This is a genomic window from Marinimicrobium sp. C6131, assembly GCF_026153455.1.
GTDB lineage: Bacteria > Pseudomonadota > Gammaproteobacteria > Pseudomonadales > Cellvibrionaceae > Marinimicrobium.
Map to the genome: position 1 here is coordinate 1,189,980 of NZ_CP110629.1, position 21,375 is coordinate 1,211,354.

Genomic DNA, 21,375 nt, shown 5'->3' on the forward strand with positions numbered 1-21,375 from the left:
AGGCAAGGAGAGCATGTTGTCATTATATGAGTAGAACACACCCGTTGATATGACAATTTTTCACGCTGGCACAGGATTGACGTGACACCGGTTAAAAGCAGCATATTTCGTGCCCGAGACGCGTCAATCGACAGCGGGGCATGGGTTCCATTGAGGTACACGTGACACTGACTTTCACTCCCGCATCGCTGGATGATCCGCTCTACTACCTGCGCAATTTCGACTGGGTACTCGGCTGGGTGCGACAGCGCTACGGCGATGTCCTGCCCCCGGCCGAACGCGGCTTCATCGACCAGGCCCTGGCGCTGCCCGAGGCCAGTCGCGGCCTGTTGGTGCGGATGGTGATGCGCAAGGGGGATCTGTTCCGACCGGAGACGCTCAATTACCCGGAACTCGCCCCATTTTCCGACGCCGCCGCCCCGCTGCAAGAGGCCCGCTGGCTGGTTGAGGACCCGGAGGTCAGCCTGGAAACGCTGTTCCGACTGCTTACCTGGCCGTCACTGAAAACCCTGTTGAGAAGCACTCTGAACGCCCACGGTATACCGCCCAGCGCCCGTAAGGGCGAGGCGCTGGCGATTCTGCTGGGCGAGCCGGAGTCCGGGGACCTGATGCCGCGGCCGGCGTCCGGTTGGGGGTTATCGCCACAGGCGTTCGTTCAACTGACCGTCATGCCTCAATGCGACCGGCTGCGCTGGTTGTTCTTTGGTAATGGCTATCAGGACTGGTCCGAGTTTGTACTGACCGAACTGGGCCTGTATCAATACGAGCCGGTCATTTTTGATGAGCGCTCCCGACCGGTGCATCGACGCACCGAACTGGAGACCTTCTGGCGACTGCTCGAGTGCCGCCAACAGTGGCACCAGGACGAGTCGCCAGAGGCGATTCTTGAGCAATTGCCGCCCGAGCCGGAGGACCAGCCCTGGCTGGCCCGTCACTACCACCGCCTGCTGTTCAAAATGGCCCGTCACTGGGAGCGCACCGGGGAGCTGGAACGGGCCCGGAACGGCTACCAGCGCTCGAGCTATCCCGGGGCTCGCGGCCGGTTGCTGCGCGTGCTGGAACGCCTGGGACAACACCGGGCGGCGTTCGAGTTGGCGCAGGTGGCGCAACAGTCGCCGGAAAGCGAAGCCGAACGACAACAACTGGAGCGACTGGTGCCCCGATTAAGGCGCACCCTGACCGGCGAGCGCCAACGCCGCGCGGCGCCTCCCGAGGTGGCGGAAGTGCATTTGACGCTGCCCCAGGCGGCATCGGTGGAGCGGGCGGTCGCCACCCACTTGAGCACCCCGGAGACACCGGTGTACTACGCCGAAAACACCTTACTGACCGGGTTGTTCGGTTTACTGATGTGGGACGCGGTGTTCGAGCCACTGCCGGGGGCTTTTTTTCACCCCTTCCAACGGGGCCCGGCGGACCTCTACTGGCCGGATTTCGTCGAGCGCCGCGCGGCCCGCTTCGATACCCTGATGGCGCTGCTGAACAGCGGCGAGTACCGGGCGACCATTCTGGAGAATTTCGAGCGCAAGGCGGGGCGGCAGTCCCCCTTTGTTGCCTGGGGCGCACTGGACCGGGAACAGTTGACTCTGGCACTGGAGTGTATTCCCGCCTCGCACCTGACCCTGTGCTTTCAGCGTTTCCTGCAGGATCTCAAAGCCAACTGCGCCGGGCTACCGGACCTGATCCGGTTCTGGCCCCGCGAACGCCGCTATCATCTGCTGGAGGTCAAAGGCCCCGGGGACCGTTTGCAGGACAATCAGAAGCGCTGGCTGGCATTTTTTCAGCAACATCAGATGCCCGTCTCGGTGTGTTACGTACGCTGGAGTGACAACGCGGATGACTGACACATCCTATACCGTCTCCGTTCGGGCTCTGTGCGAGTTCACCGCCAAGCGCGGCAGCCTGGACATGCGTTTTACGCCGTCACCCAGCGCCCGGGAGGGCGTGGAAGGGCACCTGTGGGTGACCCGTCGCCGTCCGGACCACTACCGGGCGGAAGTGCCCCTCAAGGGCCATTACAACAACCTGACCGTGCGGGGCAGGGCGGACGGCTATGATCCCGAGCAGGGGCGCCTGGAAGAAATCAAGACCTTTCGCGGGAGCCTCGACTTGATTCCCGACAATCATCGGGCCCTGCACTGGGCGCAAGCCAAAGTCTACGGGGCGCTTTTGTGCGAAATGGAGGGACTTGAATCGATCGAGTTGGCGTTGGTGTATTTCGACATCGTCCGGCAAGAGGAGCACCACCTGACCGAACACTGGTCGGCGGACAAGCTGAAGGCCGAGTTCGAAATTCAGTGCGAGGCCTTTATCCTCTGGGCCGAACAGGAACTCGCGCACCGGGAGCGACGTAATCTGGCGGCGATGGAGCTCCAGTTTCCGTACGTTGAGTTCCGTTCCGGCCAGCGTCCCCTTGCCGAAGCCGTCTATCAATCCGCCGCCACCGGTCGCTGCCTGCTCGCCGAGGCGCCCACAGGCACCGGAAAAACCCTCGGCACTCTGTTTCCGCTAATCAAAGCCCTGGCCACCCAGTCGCTGGATAAAGTGTTTTTCCTCACGGCCAAAACCCCCGGTCGCCAACTGGCTCTGGACGCTTTACAGACATTGGATTTGCCGGAGCTCAGAACGCTGGAACTGGTGGCTCGGGAAAAAAGCTGTGAACACCCGGATAAAGCCTGCCATGGCGATTCCTGCCCACTGGCAAAGGGCTTTTACGATCGTCTGCCCGAGGCGCGTCAAGCCGCCGCGCGGGAACGCTGCCTGAATCAGGCGCGGTTGCGCGAGATTGCCCTTGCCCATGAGCTGTGTCCCTATTATCTGAGTCAGGAGATGGCCCGCTGGAGCGACGTCATCATCGGTGATTACAACTACTATTTCGACCAGAGTGCCATGCTTTTCGCGCTGACCCAGACCCACCAATGGCGCACCGCGCTGTTAGTGGATGAGGCTCACAACCTGATTGAACGCGCCCGGGGCATGTACTCGGCGGAGCTGGATCAACAGCGCTTCCGACGCACCAAAAAGCAGGCGCCGAAAGCGCTGAAATCCCGCCTGGAGTCACTCAACCGCAGTTGGAACGAGTTCAATCAATCCTTGCCGGAGGGGCGGGACACCATTTTGCAGAGTGAACCGCCGGAAGCGCTGATCGGTCAACTGCAACTGACCGCGGCGGCGATCACCGATTACCTCGCCGAGCATCCCTTTGCCCTGGACAGCGAACTGATGCAATTTTATTTCGACGCGCTGCAGTTCCTGAGAATCGCCGAACTGTTTGATGAGCGTGATTTTCTGTGCGACATCGAATGGCGCAGGCCGCCCCAAGGAAACGTCCGCCGCGGGGCGCGCCGGGGAACAGTCATCAACCCACGCAACCTGATTCCCGCCGCCCAACTCAAGCCCCGGTTCGAGGGCAGCCACAGCGCGACGCTGTTTTCCGCAACCCTGAACCCGGCGCGCTATTACTGCGATTTGCTGGGCCTGCCGGACAACTCCGTGGCGATGGCCATGCCGTCCCCCTTCAGCGCGGACCAGTTGACTGTTCATACTCACCGCCAACTGTCCACCCGCTACCATGACCGCGCGCAATCCATTGCACCCATCGCCGATCTTATTGCTGAGCAATATCACCGGCAGACGGGAAATTATCTCGCGTTTTTCAGCAGCTACGACTATCTGCAACAGGTGCACGAACACCTGGATGTCCATTACCCCGACGTCCCCACCTGGGCACAGGAACGGAAAATGAACGAAGCCGCTCGCGCCGCGTTTCTCGCCGCTTTTCAGGAACACAGCAGCGGTGTCGGGTTTGCGGTACTGGGCGGCGCCTTCGGGGAAGGTATCGATCTTCCCGGCAAACGACTGATCGGCGCTTTTGTCGCAACACTCGGACTACCCCAAATGAATCCGACCAACAATGCGCTTAAGCAGCGGCTGGAAGAACAGTTCGGCCAGGGCTACGACTACGCCTACCTGTACCCCGGCCTGCGCAAAGTGGTGCAGGCCGCGGGCCGCGTGATCCGCGGAGAGGGCGATACCGGCGTGATACATCTGATTGACGACCGCTTCGCCCAACCGGGCATTCGCCGTCTGTTACCCGACTGGTGGGCATTGGAGCAGTAGGGGGTAAAGCGAGAACTGAGGTCCTGCGGACCTTGCAATAAGATGATAAATGTGCCATTTTGGTGACTTATTGGCCGCTGTACTTCCGTAGCAGCGTCAAACACAACAATTATTACAATAAACCATGAATCAGAAGAGTCGCCATACATCACAGGGGCTTCTCCGCCGGATCGGTCCAAGATTCGGCACCGAGGCTATGGTCCTGCTGTTCGCGCTCATCAGCGTTGCGTTGATGGCCTGGCAGCACTGGGGAATGAACCTGGTCATGCCCATCGCGTCAGAGAACGGCAATCCCGGCTGGGTGGAGGATGACCGCTCCGAGAATGGAAACTCCATTGTGCAGTACCAGCAGAACGACGCCTATCACATGCAATGCGAAATACGCACTGCCATCACCTATCCGTTTTGCAACCTGTTTACCGCCCTTAACCCCGAAGACCGAGGTGTGGATCTCACGCAATACACCACCCTGCACCTGGACCTGTCGCACCAGTCGTCGACTCGAGACAGTCTGCGTGTATACCTGAACCACTTCTTTGCGCCCGAAGATCAGATCTGGTTTCCCTACAAAAGCAACCAGCAGGTGATCAACCCCCGTGAGGGACGCCACTCTTACACGCTCAAGCTGGACGAGTTTTACGTTCCGCCCTGGTGGGTCTATGCCAGTGACCTGCCACCGAAGCAAACCACTCCGCAGTTGACCAACGTTCGTCACCTGGTGCTGTCTACCGGCGACAGCTCGATCCCTCGTGAGGTGAGCCTGATTCTTCATCACGCCGAACTGAGAGGCAAACGAATTTCCGCCAATGCCCTGTATCGAGGCCTCATCTGGGCCTGGATGCTGATGGCGCTGCTGTATTTTTCCTATCGCGCCATTCGGTACAGTCGCGAGGCCAGGACCAAGCACGCTGAAACCGAACAGCTCCGCTCCCTCAACCGGTTGCTGGACCTGAAGAGCAAACGGTTTGAAGACCTGGCGACCCATGACCCCCTGACCGGGCTGTACAACCGCGCCGGGCTTCGCCCGCACCTTCAGGAAGCCGTAGCCGACTACAAGAGAAAGCAGCAACCTTTTTCGATATTGATGATCGACCTGGATCACTTCAAGCCGATCAATGATACCTACGGTCATGAAGAGGGCGACCGTATTCTGGCGGCCTTTGCCCGCATGGTTTCCGATCGGTGCCGGCAGAGTGACATACCCGCTCGCTGGGGTGGGGAGGAATTTGTGGTGGTGTGCAAGAACTCCACCGCTGAAGCGGCCGGGGTGTTGGCGGAAGACCTTTGTCGGGCGACCCGGGAAGCCAGACTGGGGGAGGGCTATGTCGTCACTTGCTCAATCGGGGTTGCCCAGGCTCGCGGCCCCGATGTGGGAGCGTTGTTCCGAAGCGCGGATGAGGCATTATACCGGGCGAAAAACGGTGGGCGCGATCAGGTGATGACAAGTTCATGATTCGCGCGGGCCGCCTGATCTCTGGTGGCATCAAACTCTGGATCAACGCCTGATTTGACCTTAAATCACTGTGTGTGACAAACTCGGCGCTATTAATTCAATAACAGGACAGCGCCATGAGTACCCTCTCCAGTATTGCCGCCGTGACGGCCCTATCGTTAATCACCGTTATACTCAGTGGCTGCGGGGGTGGTAGCTCCGGCTCGGAACCTGACGCCCAGGGTTCCAGCTCCAGTGACAGCTCAAGCGCCGCCAGCACGCCGTCAGGCCAGGGCTACCAGGAACCCGACCGGAACCAGAACCGGTTCTCACCCCGGGAGAACTGGCTGAATGACCCGAACGGGCTGGTCTATGCCGATGGCACCTATCACATGTTCTATCAGTACAATCCCAACGGCACCGGCTGGGGCTTCATGTCCTGGGGCCATGCGACCAGCAGCGACCTGGTGCACTGGGAAGAGCAGGACCTTGCGTTGTCTTACCAACCCAGCCAGACCACGCGCGCCGAAGACCTGACCGAGATGATTTTTTCCGGCTCGGCCGTGGTGGACGAGCACAATGCGGCCGGTTTTGGCGAGGACGCCCTGTTGGCGTTTTATACCAGCCACTACCCGAAAGGCTCCCCGGATTACCCGGATCGACTGATTCAGGCCCAGTCCCTGGCTTACAGCACCGACGGTGGGGACACCTGGACGCAGCACGACTCGAACCCGTTGATCGATATCGGCTCCGCGGACTTTCGAGACCCCAAAGTGATTCCCTACACCGAGGGCGATACACAGAAGTGGGTCATGCTGGTGACCTTGTCGGTGGAGCGCAAGGTCGCCATTTATGAATCCGACAATCTGATTGATTGGGATCGGGCCAGCACTTTCGGGCCGGTCAACGCCGTCGACGGCCTCTGGGAGATGCCGGACCTGTTCCCGCTCCCCGTGGACGGCGATGAAAACAACCGCAAGTGGGTCATGTTGCTCAGCGTGGGCGATGGCGGGGCACCCAATGGTGGTTCGGGCGTGCAGTACTTTGTCGGCGACTTTGATGGCACCACCTTTACCGCCGACAATACCCCGGGAGCGGTGGTTGAAGCTGAAGGTGGCACCCTGTTCGATGACTTTGAAAGCGGCTATACACGGTGGAGCGTCACGGGCAACGCCTTTGGCTCCTCGCCTGCGGAGGGCACCCTGCCAGATCAGCAAACGGTCTCCGGTTACGAGGGCCGATATCTGGTCAACTCTTACCGGAACGGCGACAGCAGTACCGGCACCTTGACCTCAGAGTCGTTTACACTCGATGCAGACTACATCCACTTTCTGATTGGCGGCGGCAACCATCCGGCGTCCACCAGCCATGAAACCACCTTCAACCTCCAGATCGATGGCCAACGGGCCGCGTCCGCCACCGGTAAAGACGCCGAGCGCCTCCAGTGGCAGTCGTTCGAGGTCGGTGAACACCGCGGCCGCAATGCCAACTTTGCCATCATCGACAACAATACCGGGGGCTGGGGACACATCAATGTCGATCACATCTGGTTCTCTGACGAGCCGTTTGAGCCGGAAGACACGGCGCTCTGGATGGACCATGGCCCGGACTTCTACGCACCGATGACGTTCGACAACATGCCCGACGGACGCCGCATCACCGTCGGCTGGGCGAATAACTGGCGTTATGCGGGGGCCATTCCCACCGGAGATTGGCGCGGCAGCATGAGCATTTCGCGTGAACTGGAACTCGCCACCATCGACGGTACGATTCAGCTCGTACAGAAGCCGGTGGCGGAGCTACGGACTCTGCGCGATGAGTCGCGCTACGTGGCTCTGAACGATGTGACGCTGAACAATGAGTCAGTCCCGCTCGAGAGTGAATCGTTTGACCCGGGTGTTGCGGAAGTCTCGGTACGATTCGCCGTGGGCTCCGCCAGCGAAGTCGGCATCCAGCTCGATTCCGAAGAGGGTGAATCCCTGAACATCGGTTATTCAGTAGAAGATGGGACGCTGTTCGTTGATCGTCGGTCGGCCAATCGGCAGTTCATCCATCCGGACTTTACCGGCATTCACCGGGGGCCAATGACACGGGGTAATGACGAAATCGAGATTCGCGTCTATTTTGACCGTTCCATGGTTGAGGTGTTTGGCAATGGCGGCGAGACGGTTCTGGCAAGCCGATTCTTCATGTCAGAGGGCGAACGCTCGCTACAGTTTTACAGCAAAGACGGCGAGGCCGAGTTGATGTCGGCCGAAGCCTGGGGGCTCAACTCGATCTGGCAGTAAAGCAGGGCGCTTGTACGGGTCAAGCGCCTTCGGTATAACGGAGCCCTCATTCCCGAGTCCTCAGGAAAAGCCCGATGTCCTCGAACGACGACGCAACAACCCCAACCGGACAATCCAATGTGGCGCTGGTAACCGGCGCGGCTCAGGGAATCGGCAGAGGCATCGTCCAGTCGCTTGTCCGGCGGAACTGGCGCGTTTTGCTCTTCGATATCGACGAAGCCGCCGGACGGCAGTGTCTGGAACAGTTGCCCGAGGGTAGGGCAGCGACGTTTATTGCCGGTGACGTGGCCAACGAGGCCGATGTTCGGCGCTGTATTGAGTATACGCTGGCGTGGGGTGGCCGACTGGACGCACTGGTCAACAACGCTGGCCTGGCCGATCCGCACTCCGGCCCACTGGAGGCGCTCGCGCTGGAGGACTGGCAGCGTCGACTCGACGTCAACCTGACCGGCCCTTTTCTGATGGCCAAGCACGCCGTCCAGGCACTGCGGGCTTCCAGGGGCGCAATCATCAATATCGCCTCAACCCGCGCCTGGCAATCAGAGCCACAGTGTGAATCCTACGCCGCCAGCAAAGGCGGCATAGTGGCGCTGACCCACGCCCTGGCCATGAGCCTCGGGCCGGAAGTGCGCGTCAACAGCATCAGTCCCGGCTGGATTGATGTCCGCGCTCTGCAGGCCGATGCGCCAGATGACCTGACACCGCTCCCGCCCAGCGCCCACGCGCAACACCCGGTCGGCCGCGTGGGCAGGGCGGAAGATATCGGCTCGCTGGTGGCTTACCTCGCTTCACCGGAGGCGGGCTTCATCACGGGGCAGGATTTTATCGTGGACGGCGGTATGACCCGGAAAATGATCTATGAGTGACCACCCGATTTGCTCCTGCGGGAGCCAGGCGGCCTATAAGGAGTGCTGCGGCCAGTACCATAGCGGAACGCCGGCGCCTACGCCGGAGACGCTGATGCGTTCCCGTTTCAGTGCCTTTGTGCAGAACAAAGCCGACTACCTTATGGCCACCTGGCACCCGTCAACACGAGGTCCGGCCGGTAAAACTGTAAAATTCAGCCACTAGCCTCGTAAGCGATTGATCCAAAACCATTTTCCCGTTATTCGATCTCCAGCTCGAAAGCCATTGGTTTAAATTTCTTGGACAAATCAATTTCGAAGCTGCCCAGTCTACCAAGGTGCTCTGCGTGGTATGGCGAGAAGCTGGCCATGTGCTCTCGGGTAATGCTGTGCCCTTCTGCCTTCAATTGGTTAAAGACCTCCGTCATTGCATTCACGTTGTAAAGAATCGCAACATTGGCAAGTAAGTGATTGTATTTCACGATCTTGCTCTGCTCATGCCTGAGGTTTGCGCTGATCTTCCCACCGTTGGCAAAAAACAACCAGCGCGCAAATTCGTTGAACTCTTCACTCTTACATGTGGCGGCCTGAATCGTCCTCCGCAGGTCAAGGTCGGTAACATAGTCCAGCAAAAACATGGTTCTGACGACCCTTCCCAGTTCCCGAAATGCAAAGTACAGCTTATTCTTGCGGTTTTTGGTGCCAAATCGCCTGAGAATGGTCGACGCGGTGATCTTGCCCGTTTTTACCGACATGGCGGTCCTCATCATATCGGGGTAATGCGTCTGAATGAGCTCCCACCGAATGGGATCGCTGAATAGCGATTGGATATGCTGTAACACCAGTCCCCTGTCTGACTTGTAGAACGTTAGGTCTTTGATGTTGCGGATGCGAGGCATCAGTTTAATGCCCAGCAGGGAGGCCAACCCGAACACCGGCGTTGACTGCGCCTGAGTGTCGCCGTGCACGGTATCCGGATTGAAGTCGGATTTGTCGTTCAAGAGACCATCGAGAATGTAGATGGCCTCGTAAACACCGCACGGAATGAACCGGCTGAACAATGCAATATAGGTATCGGAGACATGGTAGTAAGCGATACCCCCGTAACTGCCGTATCGCAGATGGTATTCAGACAGCAGATTGTCCTCGTACAGGTCCCAAAGCTTGCCATCAGCAGAAACGCTGTTGCCTGAGCCCCAACACTCAATTAGGCCGTACTTCTTGTAAGCGTTGTTGACCTTGGCGATGGCCTTATCAAGGCGCTCTTCGGTCGTCCTTTTGAGACTGATCCAGGCGATCTGTTTGCGGGATATGCCTTTCACTGACCGGGCCGTTTCTGTCGGTCCGATGTTGGTTCCGTAGCAGAACAACGTCAGTACAAAGCGTAGAAAAGGGTCGTCGATACGTGAATCAAAGCCGGATAGCGGTCCGAATTGGTGATTCAAATTAAGCCATTTCTCCACGGTGATGGCCAGATCAAGCAGGTTAATCTTCTCCAGGCGATCTTTAAGCAAGGCAGAAATGGCTTCAATTTCGGGCGGCGGATCATCGGTTTTGGCTTTACCAATAACAAGCTTCCCATTTTCAATACGAACCAGTTCGTCATCCGGAAAACGCTGATCCGCTTTCTGACAAGAGTTTGTCATGGCGCTTTTCAATGCCTGTGTGAAGGCGGGAGCCCCGGCGACCAGGCCTACCTGCTCGCAGTACGGTCCTAACCCGGCCTCGTACTCTTCCCAAGTGATCATTTGCTCGCGATAGTCGTCGAAGGTTTCGCTGTAAGGGATGAACAAGTCACCCGTGCTCAGTTCCTCCGCGATTCGCTCGAATACGCATAGTTCGAAGCACAGTTTATTGACATGGGTAACAGTTGCAGACTTCGTGGACTTGCCGGTTACCAGCTTCCACCATTTATCTCGAATCCACCGGATGTTCAGCACGTTCTTACTTGAGGGTGAATCGGGGTCACTTAGAATGCACAGGGTTTCAGTGCGGCGCTTTTTGTGCTTGAGGATAAATCGGAAAGCCTTAAGGAGATCTTTATCTTCGGTGGCCGACGCGAGGTTTAGTATCTCGATCGTACGGAACAACGTGGCTCGCTGCTTTTTGTACAGCGGCACCATGAAGGGCAGGTAGTTGTTGCCAGCATAGGCCATGTACTGTTCGCACATTTGTAAGATCAGCTCGCTGTCCTTGCCCAACACAGGATCAAACGCGGTTACTGTTTCCGGCTTGTCCAGATATATTTGGACGGTACCGGACAGTATAGCTATGAGCCGGTCCGTCTGCTTTTGGTGATGAGCCAGATACTCCTCCAGCTTCTTTTCCGCCGTGCGATCCATCTTCTGAAGGAGCTTGATGACGATCTCAGCGGCCTTGTCCAGGGTTTGGGCATACTGATGACGAATCAGCACGATCATCAGTGCCGTGCGTTTGCTCGCCTTGAGTTTCATCAGCTCAGCGTGGTCGAGAGCCTTGGCTTCGTTGATGAATTGCCGGTGTTTGACAGGCGGCAACCCCAGATCCACGGGTAAGCTATTTTGCAGGGACGTCAGCCATTCCAGATAGGTGATGTAAGTCTGAATATTTCGAGGCGTAGGCCGTTTGGGCTCGTTTTTCAGGGTGTTCCAGCCAAAACCACTCGCTCCACCGGCAGATCGGAGCATTTGCCCGATGAGCTGGCGACCTCCGGCCGTCAGATAGCCGCAGAGTTGATCATAGTACCTGTTATTGACTTCTCGGCGCGCCGATTGGCATAGTCGGTCGAGAGCGCTAAAAGCGGGCAGCTCGTACTTCTCCTTGACCAGGTACTCCAGGGTGACATTGATGATATCGGCCAATGCCTCTTTGGTGGCGGCCGCCTCCAGCGCCCAGCCCCGCACCAGAACACCCGTTGTTTCGCTATCGAAAGGTCGAATCTTCAGGTACTGGCGAATGAATTTGACGTGCCGAATTTTCGCGCCCGAGGCGAAATAGGTCTGCAGTTCCTTACGAGATGTTCGGGAACGACTGTGAGCTCTGATGTGGTTGAGGATAACGTCTGGCACCTCGCCCAGTGTGGCAAAGCGCCCCAGCCTTTGAACCAGTTTCAGCTGCACCAGTAATCCGAGATACGAGGCGCTGGTACGTTTACAGTGACGTTGGGCGAAGCGAAGCTCTGTATCTGTCGGCGTGTAAACATCGCCGAGCTCGTGCGGCGAAAGGTCCTTCTTAAGGCGCGGGTACGCGGTGTGGTAGATGGCTACCATGGCAAGTGCTTATTTTGTATCAGGTGAGTTTGAGGGACCACCGGAAGCCTCGGCTTCGTTCGGCACGTGTCCAATCCGAAGGCGGGCGAACGGATCAGGTGCATCGATGTAGCGCATTGCGGAATGAACGTCTCTCCATCCCACATACTCCATCAAAGACTTCGTGTCCCAGCACTGGTCATTGGCCCAGTTCGCAAAGCCTCGGCGCAGGGAATGGCTGCTGAAAGCGTCTGAACCCTCTATGCCGGCGTTTTGGCAACAGGATCTGACGATGCCGATGATACTGTTCGGGTGCAGAGCTTCATCCGCAAGCCGGCCCCAGCGATTAACTCCCCGAAAGACCGGCCCCTGCTCGATTTGCGCCGCGTTGATCCAGTCCAAGTAAGCCTCTACGGGGCACAGCTGCTTCAGCGCTGGCGCTTTGAAGTAACGCCCTTGCCCCGAGCGGTCACCTTTGGTGCGGGGTAGATAAATCTCCATGCCTGAGCTAGGCTCCGCCTGGATATGCTCCACATCAAGCCGTGCCAATTCATCGCTCCGAAAGGCCCGCCAGAAACCCATCAGCATGAGCGCTTTATTGCGAAGCGGCTGCAGTGGCAATGCGTGCGATTCGTGTTGGGCAATCTGCTGATCAAGGTGGGCTATGATGGCCGTCAGCTGCACTAACTGGATGGGCCGGGCCCGCTTTTCTGGGACCGGGTGCAGCTCGGCAATGCCTTTTAGTACCTTTTTGACGTGGGGTGCCTTGGTGGGATCGGAGAACCCTTGCTCAAGATGCCAAGCCGCCAGACCCGCGAGCCGCTGGCGCAGGGTGTTTAGCGAGTGAGTGCGGGCATGATCAACCAAGTAACGTGCAACACTATCGGCCGTGGCCGGCAGGAAGCCGCCCCATTCGGCCTCAAAGTGCTGGACAGCGGCTTGATACGCTCTGCGGGTGTTGGCGCGGGTGGCTGCGTGTATGTAGTGGTCAATGCTACTCATGTCGGTTTTTAGCTATCTCGAATTCTCAGCACAGGCGGTGCTATGGGCTCAGCGTCCCTGGTATTTCCAGAGCCGCGACATCGAAGGTGTAGACACCCTCGAGCGCCTGATGCCACTCGCGTGCTTGGCGCATGGCTTTATTCACGATCAGCGCATCGGGAAAGTCAGCGCTCTTTTTCTTGCCGCCGACTTTCACCGGCCGCGCATTTTTATAGTCACTCAGCGCTCGCCAGACGGTCTGGCCATCTTCAAAGACAATGTTCGGCTCTTCAAATAGCGCGCTAAGAACGCCCGCTATCGCCTCACGATTCAATCCATAACGCTTGCCGGCTAGAACCCACATTGCCTCTACCAGTACGACATCCGTCACCAGCACGGGCACAGAACCTGTGATCAATGACGCGGCCTTTTGTGATTGAGTCTTATCGTCCTGCAGCAGGTACCGAAGAAGCACATTGGTGTCGATCGCAATCATGGACTGATACTGCTTTGTCGCGACGCCTCGTCGCTTACCTGCCTGTCTACGCTAACGCCCTTGAGGATGCCGAAAGCGGCTCCGGAGGTTTTCTTGATGATGGTGATGTGGCCATCGTTATCGACGAAGCTCTCGTATTCATCACCAGGCTCAATGCCCGCCAGCCGGCATTGATCGACGGGCAGTGTGATTTGCCGCTTGGAGCTCACTTTTGGCATAGGACAACTCTCTTTACTACTTACGGTTCAGTAAAGGGTAACACCGCCTTTACGAGTGGTCAATACGTAAAGAAACCGATGCGCCGTCCGTGGTAGCTGACATGAGCCATGCGCCTGGGGTCACAGGATTAGCCATGCCAGCTGCCAATCGTGGGTACCACATGACTCACGTGTTTCAGGGCAGACTATGGACAGCATCTGGATGGTTTTGGGTTTAGCAGCACTGCCCGCGATTGGTAAGCCTCGGGACATCCCGTTCCCAAGGCTGCGGACCATTAAAAGCTTGAGCTGCCGTTTCTTCTACCATGAACAATCCGATAAAGCGCTGGCAATACCAGCAATGTCAGCAGTGTCGATGAGATGATGCCGCCGATAACCACCGTCGCCAAAGGCCGCTGAACTTCGGCACCGGTTCCAGTGTTAAGCGCCATAGGCACAAAGCCCAAGCTGGCCACCAGCGCCGTCATCAAGACCGGGCGCAGGCGCAGGAGCGCACCGTCGATGACCGAGGCGATCAAATCACCCGATGCGTGCCAGCGGTCGCGGATAAAGGCCAGCATGACGAGCCCATTCAATACAGCTACGCCCGATAGCGCAATAAAGCCAACGCCGGCTGAAATCGACAGCGGCATATCACGTAGCCACAGGGCTAGCACCCCACCGGTCAACGCCAGGGGCACGCCAGTAAAGATGATGAGTGCGTCCTTGATCGAGCCCAGCGCCATTACTAGTAGCATAATGATAATGGCGAAGGTCACCGGAACCACGAGCGAAAGCCGCTGACTGGCCGAGGCCAGTTGTTCAAAGGTACCTCCGTAATCCAACCAATACCCGGCCGGCAGCTCGACTTCGGCGGCAATACGCTGCTTGGCTTCGTCGACGAAAGAGCCCAAGTCCCGACCGCGCACATTCACCATGACCACGACCCGGCGCTTGCCGTTTTCCCGGCTGATTTGACTGGGTGCGGGCGCAATTTCGAGCGTGGCGAGTTCCGACAAGGGGGCAAAACCGCCCTGCGGCAGAGGCACAGGCAGCTCATGCAGGTGCTTGACCTCGCGCCGTATGCTTTCTGGAAGACGGACCACCAGTTCAAACCGACGGTCACCTTCGTAGATCAGCCCTACGGACTCACCGCCGATGGCAGTCGCGACAAAATCCTGCACATCGTCGACGTTAAGCCCATAACGAGAGATCGCCATCCGCTTTGGGTGCACTGAGAGCATCGGCAGGCCATCGACTTGTTCAACCCGCGCATCGGCTGAACCTTCCATGTCATTCACAACTGCGAGAATCGCGTGGGCTGAGGTCAGCAACTGGTCGAGATCATCGCCAAAGACTTTAATACCCAGATCCGAGCGGACGCCGGAAATCAGCTCATTAAAGCGCATTTCAATCGGCTGCGTAATCTCGTAATTGTTCCCCGGAACTTTTTCCAAGGCCTCTTCCAGCTCTTCGAGCAGTTCCGCTTTGGGAAGTTTTGGATCGGGCCATTCGCTGCGCGGCTTCAGTATCACGAAGTTGTCCACCACATTCGGGGGCATCGGATCCGTGGCCACCTCGGCAGTGCCTATCTTGGCCAGCACCTTATCCACCTGGGGAAAAGCCTGGATGCGCTTTTCCAGCATTTCCTGCATCGCCACCGACTGTTCTAGCCCTGTCCCGGTAACCCGTAACGCCTGCACTGTAATGTCCCCTTCGTCCAGCTGGGGCACAAATTCGGACCCCAAGGTCGTGGCGAGCCAGCCTGAAGCAAGCACCAGGGCTGTGGCACCGGAGACAATCCACCATCGGAACCTGAGCGCCCGAGTCAATAGCGGTCGATACAGTGACTTTGCGGCGACAACGACGCGATTTTCCTTCTCACTGATGCGCCCGGTCATAAAGACGGCCACCGCCGCAGGCACCACGGTCAGTGACAGTACTAAGGCCGCCAGAAGTGCCATCACCACGGTAGCGGCCATCGGCTGGAACATTTTGCCCTCGACACCTGTCAGCGTGAACAGCGGTATGTAGACGACCGTAATGATCAGTACGCCGAACAGGCTCGGACGAATGACCTCATTGGTGGCTTGAAAGACCACCCAAAGCCGCTCCTTGCGCTCGAGCTTGCCCTTGCCAGCCGCTTGTGCTTCGGCTAGGCGGCGCGTCGCGTTCTCTACGATGATGACCGCTCCGTCGACGATCAGGCCAAAATCCAGCGCGCCAAGACTCATCAAGTTGGCGGAAACCCCGGTCTTGACCATGCCGAAGATGGTCGCCAGCATCGATAGCGGAATCACTGCGGCAGTGATCAAGGCCGCGCGGATATTGCCAAGCAATATAAAAAGTACTGCGATAACCAGCAGTGCGCCTTCTAGCAGGTTTTTCTTGACCGTCGCAATGGCTTTATCCACCAAGGTGGTGCGATCGTAGACAGTCTCCACGCGAACACCCTCGGGAAGAGAGGGCTTAATTTCTTCAAGCCGTTCCGCCAGATCGCGGGCCACTGCGCGTGAGTTTTGCCCCATCAGCATCATCGCTGTGCCAGCGACGGTCTCGACCCCGTTCCGCGTGGCTGCGCCGCTGCGTAGTTCTTTGCCAATGGCGACCTCGGCGATATCGGCGATGCGCACCGGTGCGCCGTTCGCGAGCTTCACCACCACCTGTTCGATATCGGCTATGGTTTCCAACTGGCCCGGTGATCTCACCAGCAGTTGTTCACCGTTGTGCTCGATGTAGCCTGCGCCGCGGTTGTTGTTATTGTTCCGAAGGGCCCGGCTTACATCATCCAGCGTCACCCCAAAAGCCAGTAGCTTTCGCGGATCAGGTGTTACGTGGTACTGCTTGGCGAAGCCGCCGATGGTGTTGATTTCCACTACACCGGGCACAAGGGCCAGTTGGGGTTCAATGATCCAGTCCTGAACTTCCCGCAAAGCCGTTGCGTCGTATGGCGTGCCATCGGGTTGAACCGCGCCGGGCACAGCCTCTACCGTGTAGGTAAAGATTTCGCCAAGGCCCGTTGCGATGGGGCCCATCTCGGGCTCGAGGCCCGGCGGGAGAGCGTTTTTAATGCCACCCAGGCGTTCATCGATCAGGTTGCGAGCGAAGTAGATATCGGTGCCTTCCTCGAACACCACTGTCACCTGCGATAAGCCGTAGCGGGACAAGGACCGTGTGTACGACAGATTAGGTAGCCCCGCAAGCGCTGTCTCCACCGGATAGGTGATGCGCTGTTCGGCCTCCAGTGGCGAGTAGCCGGGAGCCTGTGTGTTGATCTGGACCTGGACGTTGGTAATGTCCGGTACTGCGTCGATAGGTAGGCTCTTATAGCTCCAGACACCTAGGCCGATCAGTACAAAAATAAAGGATAATGTGAGGTAGCGCCGCTCGATTGAGAAGCGCAGAATCGATTCAATCATCGTCTGTCTCCTAATCGTGGTCTTCGACGCTGGATTTCAAAAGATCAGCTTTGACTAAAAAGCTGTTGCCCACGACATAGCGGTCACCGGCTTCGAGCCCCGATAGGACTTCGGTGTACCGGTCGTCACTGCGTCCGAGTTCTACGGGTTGCGCTTTGAACGTATTGTCCACTTTGACGAACACCACCGTTTTGCCCTCAACTGTTTGCAAGGCGCGGCTGTCCACTGCGAGAGGAGCTTCGAATGACTCGACGACGATCTGCCCCATCACTAATAATCCAGGAGCCCATTGGCCGGTGCGATTGTCGAGTGTGCCTCGGGCAATGACGTAAGGTTGCATTCCACTGTCGGGCAGTACATGGCTGAGCGTGGTGGTGCCGTCAACACTGTCGGAAGAAAGCAGAACCGTCTGCCCTTGCGCGACGGCTGACCTTTGGCCAGGGAAAATTTGGAGCTCGACCCAAAGCGTATTCAAGTTGGCGATGGAGAACAGGACTTGATCCTGAGCCAATTCGCCTGCGGCCGCTTGGCGATCAGTGACGACGCCATTGATCGGAGCGCGAAGTTGGTAGGTCCGCAAGCTGTCGTTGGACTCGACTTCAGCGAGCAAATCTCCAGCTTGGACCCTGTCGCCGATTTGGGCATGAACCTGAATGATCTGGCCTGGGAATCGGGCTCTGACCCCGGCTTCCTGCCCCGGTGGCACGACGATCTTTCCGTAGACTCGCACGGTCCGATCAAGGGTAGCGGGCCCGGCTTCTTTTGTACTGATTCCTGCTTGCTGCGCCGTCTCCGGGCTGATCTGGACCAAGCCGTCTCCTTCTCCTTGCTCGTCATCATCTCCTGTGGGATGAGTTTCCGGCGCTTCATCGAGCCGTTCGTGTCCATCCAAGTCTTGGCTGACGGCGCCGCTCGAGGCGAACGTCAACATGAATACTGCCAAGATAAAGTAGTATTTGTGTCGCATAATGTTATTCCTGTTGTTTTTGGAGCACCGGCGGTTACCGGGCGAGTTTGCCGGCTGACAGGGGCTCGGCAGTCAACTGTTCAATGAGAGCGCCGTATTGAAGCGCTGAGGCTGCGGCGTCGATCACCCTTCGCCGAGCATCCAGCAACTCTTGCTGCGCGGCGGTCAGATCCAGGTAGCTGTACCGGCCTCGCTCGTAGGCTTCCCGCGTTTCCCGTAGCGCGCGATCAAGCGTTGGAATTACCTCTTCGTGCAGTGCCGTTGCGGCGTCGATGTTCTGTTGTCGGTTCTGGAAGGCTTCAAAAAGTTGGGCATGCAGATCGAGCAGCGCCGCTTCTCGGCGAAACGCCACTTGATCGCGTTCGGCCTGGGCTGCGCGAATATCCCCACGGCTGCGGCGGCCCGAAAACAAGGGCATACTCACACCCGCAACCAGTCCAGTGTCGCCAGTGCCTTCCATCCGGCGCACGCCTAAACTCCAGGAAATATCGTTGTTGGCGCGCGCTTGCGACAGCCGCAGTTCGGCCTCTTTCAGGCGCGCCTCGCTGGCAAACACGGCCAAAGCGGCGCTGCCTTTGGCCCGGGCATAGAGCGATTCGAAATCGTCCGCTGGCGGAAACTGAAACAGGTCGCCCTGAAGCTCCTCGAAATCGGCTTCGGTGGCGCCCCAGAGGCTTGCGAGCTGTGTTTTCTCGGTGTCAAAGACTCGCCGGATGTGAGACAGGGTGATCTGCGTTTGAGCGAGGGCCGCTTCAGCGCGCAAGACTTCTGCATCAGGCGCCGCGCCCGCACGTGCACGCTGTCCAGCCGCCTGCAGTGTGGTGCGCGCTAGCGCCAATGCATCTTCAGCTAAATTCAGGCGTTCCTGCGCGGCCAGGGTGGCGACGAATCTCTGGGTCACCTCGCCGAGCAAATCCAGCGCTTTAGCCTTGCGCTCTGCCTCCAACAGGTCCGCTCGAGCATCGACCAACGCCACGCGCGCCGAACGCTTACCGCCGAGTTCGATGACCGACGACAATGCCACGGTTTGTTCAGAGGCATTCAGCCCCTGCATTTCACCTCTGCCGGCAAAGTTTTCGACCTCCGCGCCCAGCTCATAGGCTGGCGCCAGATCAGCCGATTCTCTAAGACCCTTGAGACCGCGCATTCTGACGTCGAATACCCGCAGGCGGGGGTTGTGTTGCAACGTTTGGAGAATAGCGTCGTCCAGTGTCAGCGCCACCTGCTGGGGTTGTCCGTACGCGGCGCCGCTCAGTAATAAAAAAATCAATAAGACTCTGTGTACGGTGCGCGCACGCCAGGAGGCGTACCCGGCCCGTAAGCCAAAACAGTTCATCGATAACATCCTAGAATGATTAATATTGATCGGTGCCCACCAAGGAGACCGGCTTAAGGGTGTTGAATGAGCGGAGAAATGTCAGGCTTTGGGCGGACGAAACAAGGATGAGGCGTGATCGGATGAGAGAGAGATGTGATAAAACGGTAGCTTTCGCGTAGCGTCCGGGTAGAAATCGGAGAACTGGTGAGCAAATACGGCGAGCCAGCAAGCGTGACACTGACTGCAGCACGAACAATCGTCTGTCAGCAAGGCAGTGTTCGCAGCATCTCTTGAATCGATTTCTCCATTACCAGCGTGCGGGCCAAGGTCTTGAGCCTCCAGGCTCCACTCGAGCGGGCGATCAGTCCATTGAGAAAACGGATGCGCGTCCGCAGCGACCATAAAGGTCTGCAGCACCATCAGCGTTATCAATACAATCGTCACTCTTTGTTTTGTCAAAATTGAGTTCCGTACTTAAACAGGTTTCAGCACATTTCACGGCGCGAGAAGCAGCAGAGTCACCGCTCGAGCTTCATTTGTTTAGCTTTTATTCCTTTGAACCGTACCCCGGCTGCCTTTGGTCAGCCCTCGTAAAATGCCGCATTGTTCTACCTTGCGTCCGTCAGCACAGGCCTTGCGCAGCGACCGTAACTGGACTTCAAGCGCTTGTAGTGTTTCGATTTTAAGTACCACCTGATCAATGTGGTTATCAATAAGATCATTGACACTACCGCAATACTCGGTCGGTTGGCTTCGCAGTTGCAATAACTGCCGGATTTCGTCAAGGCTCATGTCCAGCGCTCGACAGTTACGAATGAATAGCAAGTGCTCCAAATCCGAGCCGTCATAATCTCGGTAATTGCCCTCGGTCCGCGAAGGTTCTGGTAAGAGGCCTTCTTTCTCCCAAAAGCGTATGGTTTCCACCGGCGAGCCGAGTTTTTTGGCCAATTCACCAATTCTCATTGGGAAATCTCCTTCGTCAGGATAAACCCTATAGTAACTTAAGTCTTTTGGTACATCAAGTGCAGAGGCAACAGCCGCAGAATGCCTTGACTCTAAAGTGGCTTTAGGGTCTGTAATAACACGAAATTTCCTTCGACGCTGAGCGAGGTTTGGCTGTGACAAAGTCCTGTGATGATCACTGCAATCCACAAACCCCTTCCACGGATAGGTCTGAGGTGAGTCATACTCAAGACGGCGCTGGTTCGTGGGTCAGCGTTTTTAAAGTGGCAAAGATGGACTGTCCGTCTGAGGAACGAATGGTTCGACTTGCGCTGGATGGGCTGGATTCGGTCAGAAGGTTGACGTTTGATCTGCCAAATCGTCAGGTACGAGTGGTGCACGAGGGTTCGCCACAGCCGATTAGCGAGCGGCTAGACCCGTTGGGGCTTGGCGCTGTGCTGGAGAATAGCGAAGCCGCCAGTCCCGAGGAGGCCATCGTCACGCCGGCCGCCCTGGCGGAAACGGCTGCGAAAGAAGCGAGAATTCTACGCTCACTGCTGGCGATCAACGGCCTGATGTTCTTCGTAGAACTGACGGTAGGCTATCTGGCGCAGTCTGCGGGCCTGATTGCGGATTCTCTCGACATGTTTGCCGATGCGGCTGTATACGGCCTTGCGCTTTACGCGGTGGGACGGGCTGCGCAGACGAAATTGAAAGCGGCCCGCCTGGCCGGATGGCTGCAACTGATTCTAGCGTTCGGTGCACTTTCTGAGGTCCTGCGCCGGTTTCTATTTGGCAGCGATCCTGAGTCGGTACTCATGATGGGGATGGCTTTGGTGGCACTAGTGGCCAATGTGAGCTGTCTGCTGCTCATCTCCCGCAACCGTGAAAGCGGTGTTCACATGAAAGCCAGCTGGATTTTTTCCGCCAATGACGTCATAGCCAACTCGGGGGTTATTCTCGCGGGCGCACTCGTGTACTGGACCGGCTCCCCTTATCCCGACCTGATAATCGGGCTAGCCATAGGTTTGGTGGTGCTTGGTGGTGCGCGCAAAATTCTCAGGCTAAAAGGCTAGCGTACGCACATACACCGGGAACAATGGAATAAGCGCAAAACCCAACCCAAGCGAAAAGGTGAAAATTAATG

The 21,375-nt window shown here is 57.6% G+C and carries 15 protein-coding genes; 7 read left to right on the plus strand and 8 right to left on the minus strand.

Annotated elements, in window-relative coordinates; translation table 11 throughout:
• Positions 1-161 precede the first annotated feature (161 nt).
• The 6 genes from OOT55_RS05040 to OOT55_RS17830 all read left to right on the plus strand — a co-directional run bounded on the left by OOT55_RS05040 (position 162) and on the right by OOT55_RS17830 (position 8,907).
• Complete coding sequence (locus tag OOT55_RS05040; protein WP_265368045.1) at positions 162-1,841, plus strand: VRR-NUC domain-containing protein; 1,680 nt, start codon at positions 162-164, stop codon at positions 1,839-1,841.
• Positions 1,834-4,116 carry an ATP-dependent DNA helicase gene (locus tag OOT55_RS05045; protein ID WP_265368046.1) on the plus strand — a complete coding sequence of 761 codons (2,283 nt, stop codon included), beginning with the start codon at positions 1,834-1,836 and terminating at the stop codon, positions 4,114-4,116. Before OOT55_RS05040 ends, OOT55_RS05045 begins: the two co-directional genes overlap by 8 nt.
• A gap of 196 nt (positions 4,117-4,312) precedes the next feature.
• Complete coding sequence (locus OOT55_RS05050) at positions 4,313-5,569, plus strand: GGDEF domain-containing protein (RefSeq protein WP_265368047.1); 1,257 nt, start codon at positions 4,313-4,315, stop codon at positions 5,567-5,569.
• A 116-nt stretch (positions 5,570-5,685) separates the two neighbouring features.
• Positions 5,686-7,836, plus strand: a complete 2,151-nt coding sequence (locus OOT55_RS05055; protein ID WP_265368048.1) for a glycoside hydrolase family 32 protein — start codon at positions 5,686-5,688, stop codon at positions 7,834-7,836.
• A gap of 74 nt (positions 7,837-7,910) precedes the next feature.
• Positions 7,911-8,702 carry a glucose 1-dehydrogenase gene (locus OOT55_RS05060; protein ID WP_265368049.1) on the plus strand — a complete coding sequence of 264 codons (792 nt, stop codon included), beginning with the start codon at positions 7,911-7,913 and terminating at the stop codon, positions 8,700-8,702.
• On the plus strand, positions 8,695-8,907 hold the full coding sequence (locus OOT55_RS17830) for a YchJ family protein (protein WP_416140975.1): 213 nt from the start codon (positions 8,695-8,697) through the stop codon (positions 8,905-8,907). The genes OOT55_RS05060 and OOT55_RS17830 overlap by 8 nt, the downstream gene beginning before the upstream one ends.
• 34 nt (positions 8,908-8,941) lie before the next feature.
• Here OOT55_RS17830 and OOT55_RS05065 read toward each other — a convergent pair whose 3' ends face one another.
• The 8 genes from OOT55_RS05065 to cadR form a co-directional block, all read right to left on the minus strand.
• On the minus strand, positions 8,942-11,929 hold the full coding sequence (locus tag OOT55_RS05065) for a Tn3 family transposase (protein ID WP_265368050.1): 2,988 nt from the start codon (positions 11,927-11,929) through the stop codon (positions 8,942-8,944).
• A 9-nt stretch (positions 11,930-11,938) separates the two neighbouring features.
• Positions 11,939-12,910 carry a site-specific integrase gene (locus OOT55_RS05070; RefSeq protein WP_265368051.1) on the minus strand — a complete coding sequence of 324 codons (972 nt, stop codon included), beginning with the start codon at positions 12,908-12,910 and terminating at the stop codon, positions 11,939-11,941.
• Between the two features lie 40 nt (positions 12,911-12,950).
• On the minus strand, positions 12,951-13,385 hold the full coding sequence (locus tag OOT55_RS05075; protein ID WP_265368052.1) for a PIN domain-containing protein: 435 nt from the start codon (positions 13,383-13,385) through the stop codon (positions 12,951-12,953).
• Positions 13,382-13,603: an AbrB/MazE/SpoVT family DNA-binding domain-containing protein gene (locus OOT55_RS05080; protein ID WP_265368053.1), complete on the minus strand. Its 222-nt coding sequence runs from the start codon at positions 13,601-13,603 to the stop codon at positions 13,382-13,384. Before OOT55_RS05080 ends, OOT55_RS05075 begins: the two co-directional genes overlap by 4 nt.
• A 275-nt stretch (positions 13,604-13,878) precedes the next feature.
• Entirely contained in the window at positions 13,879-17,001 is a 3,123-nt protein-coding gene (locus OOT55_RS05085; RefSeq protein ID WP_265368054.1) for an efflux RND transporter permease subunit, read from the minus strand.
• Positions 17,002-17,011: 10 nt separating this feature from the next.
• On the minus strand, positions 17,012-17,968 hold the full coding sequence (locus tag OOT55_RS05090) for an efflux RND transporter periplasmic adaptor subunit (protein WP_265368055.1): 957 nt from the start codon (positions 17,966-17,968) through the stop codon (positions 17,012-17,014).
• 34 nt (positions 17,969-18,002) lie between these two features.
• Complete coding sequence (locus tag OOT55_RS05095; RefSeq protein ID WP_265368056.1) at positions 18,003-19,238, minus strand: TolC family protein; 1,236 nt, start codon at positions 19,236-19,238, stop codon at positions 18,003-18,005.
• A gap of 588 nt (positions 19,239-19,826) precedes the next feature.
• Complete coding sequence (gene cadR / locus OOT55_RS05100; RefSeq protein WP_265368057.1) at positions 19,827-20,249, minus strand: Cd(II)/Pb(II)-responsive transcriptional regulator; 423 nt, start codon at positions 20,247-20,249, stop codon at positions 19,827-19,829.
• A gap of 155 nt (positions 20,250-20,404) precedes the next feature.
• Here cadR and OOT55_RS05105 point away from each other — a divergent pair, with 155 nt between their 5' ends.
• Positions 20,405-21,304 carry a cation transporter gene (locus OOT55_RS05105; RefSeq protein ID WP_416140976.1) on the plus strand — a complete coding sequence of 300 codons (900 nt, stop codon included), beginning with the start codon at positions 20,405-20,407 and terminating at the stop codon, positions 21,302-21,304.
• The last annotated feature ends 71 nt before the right edge of the window (positions 21,305-21,375 follow it).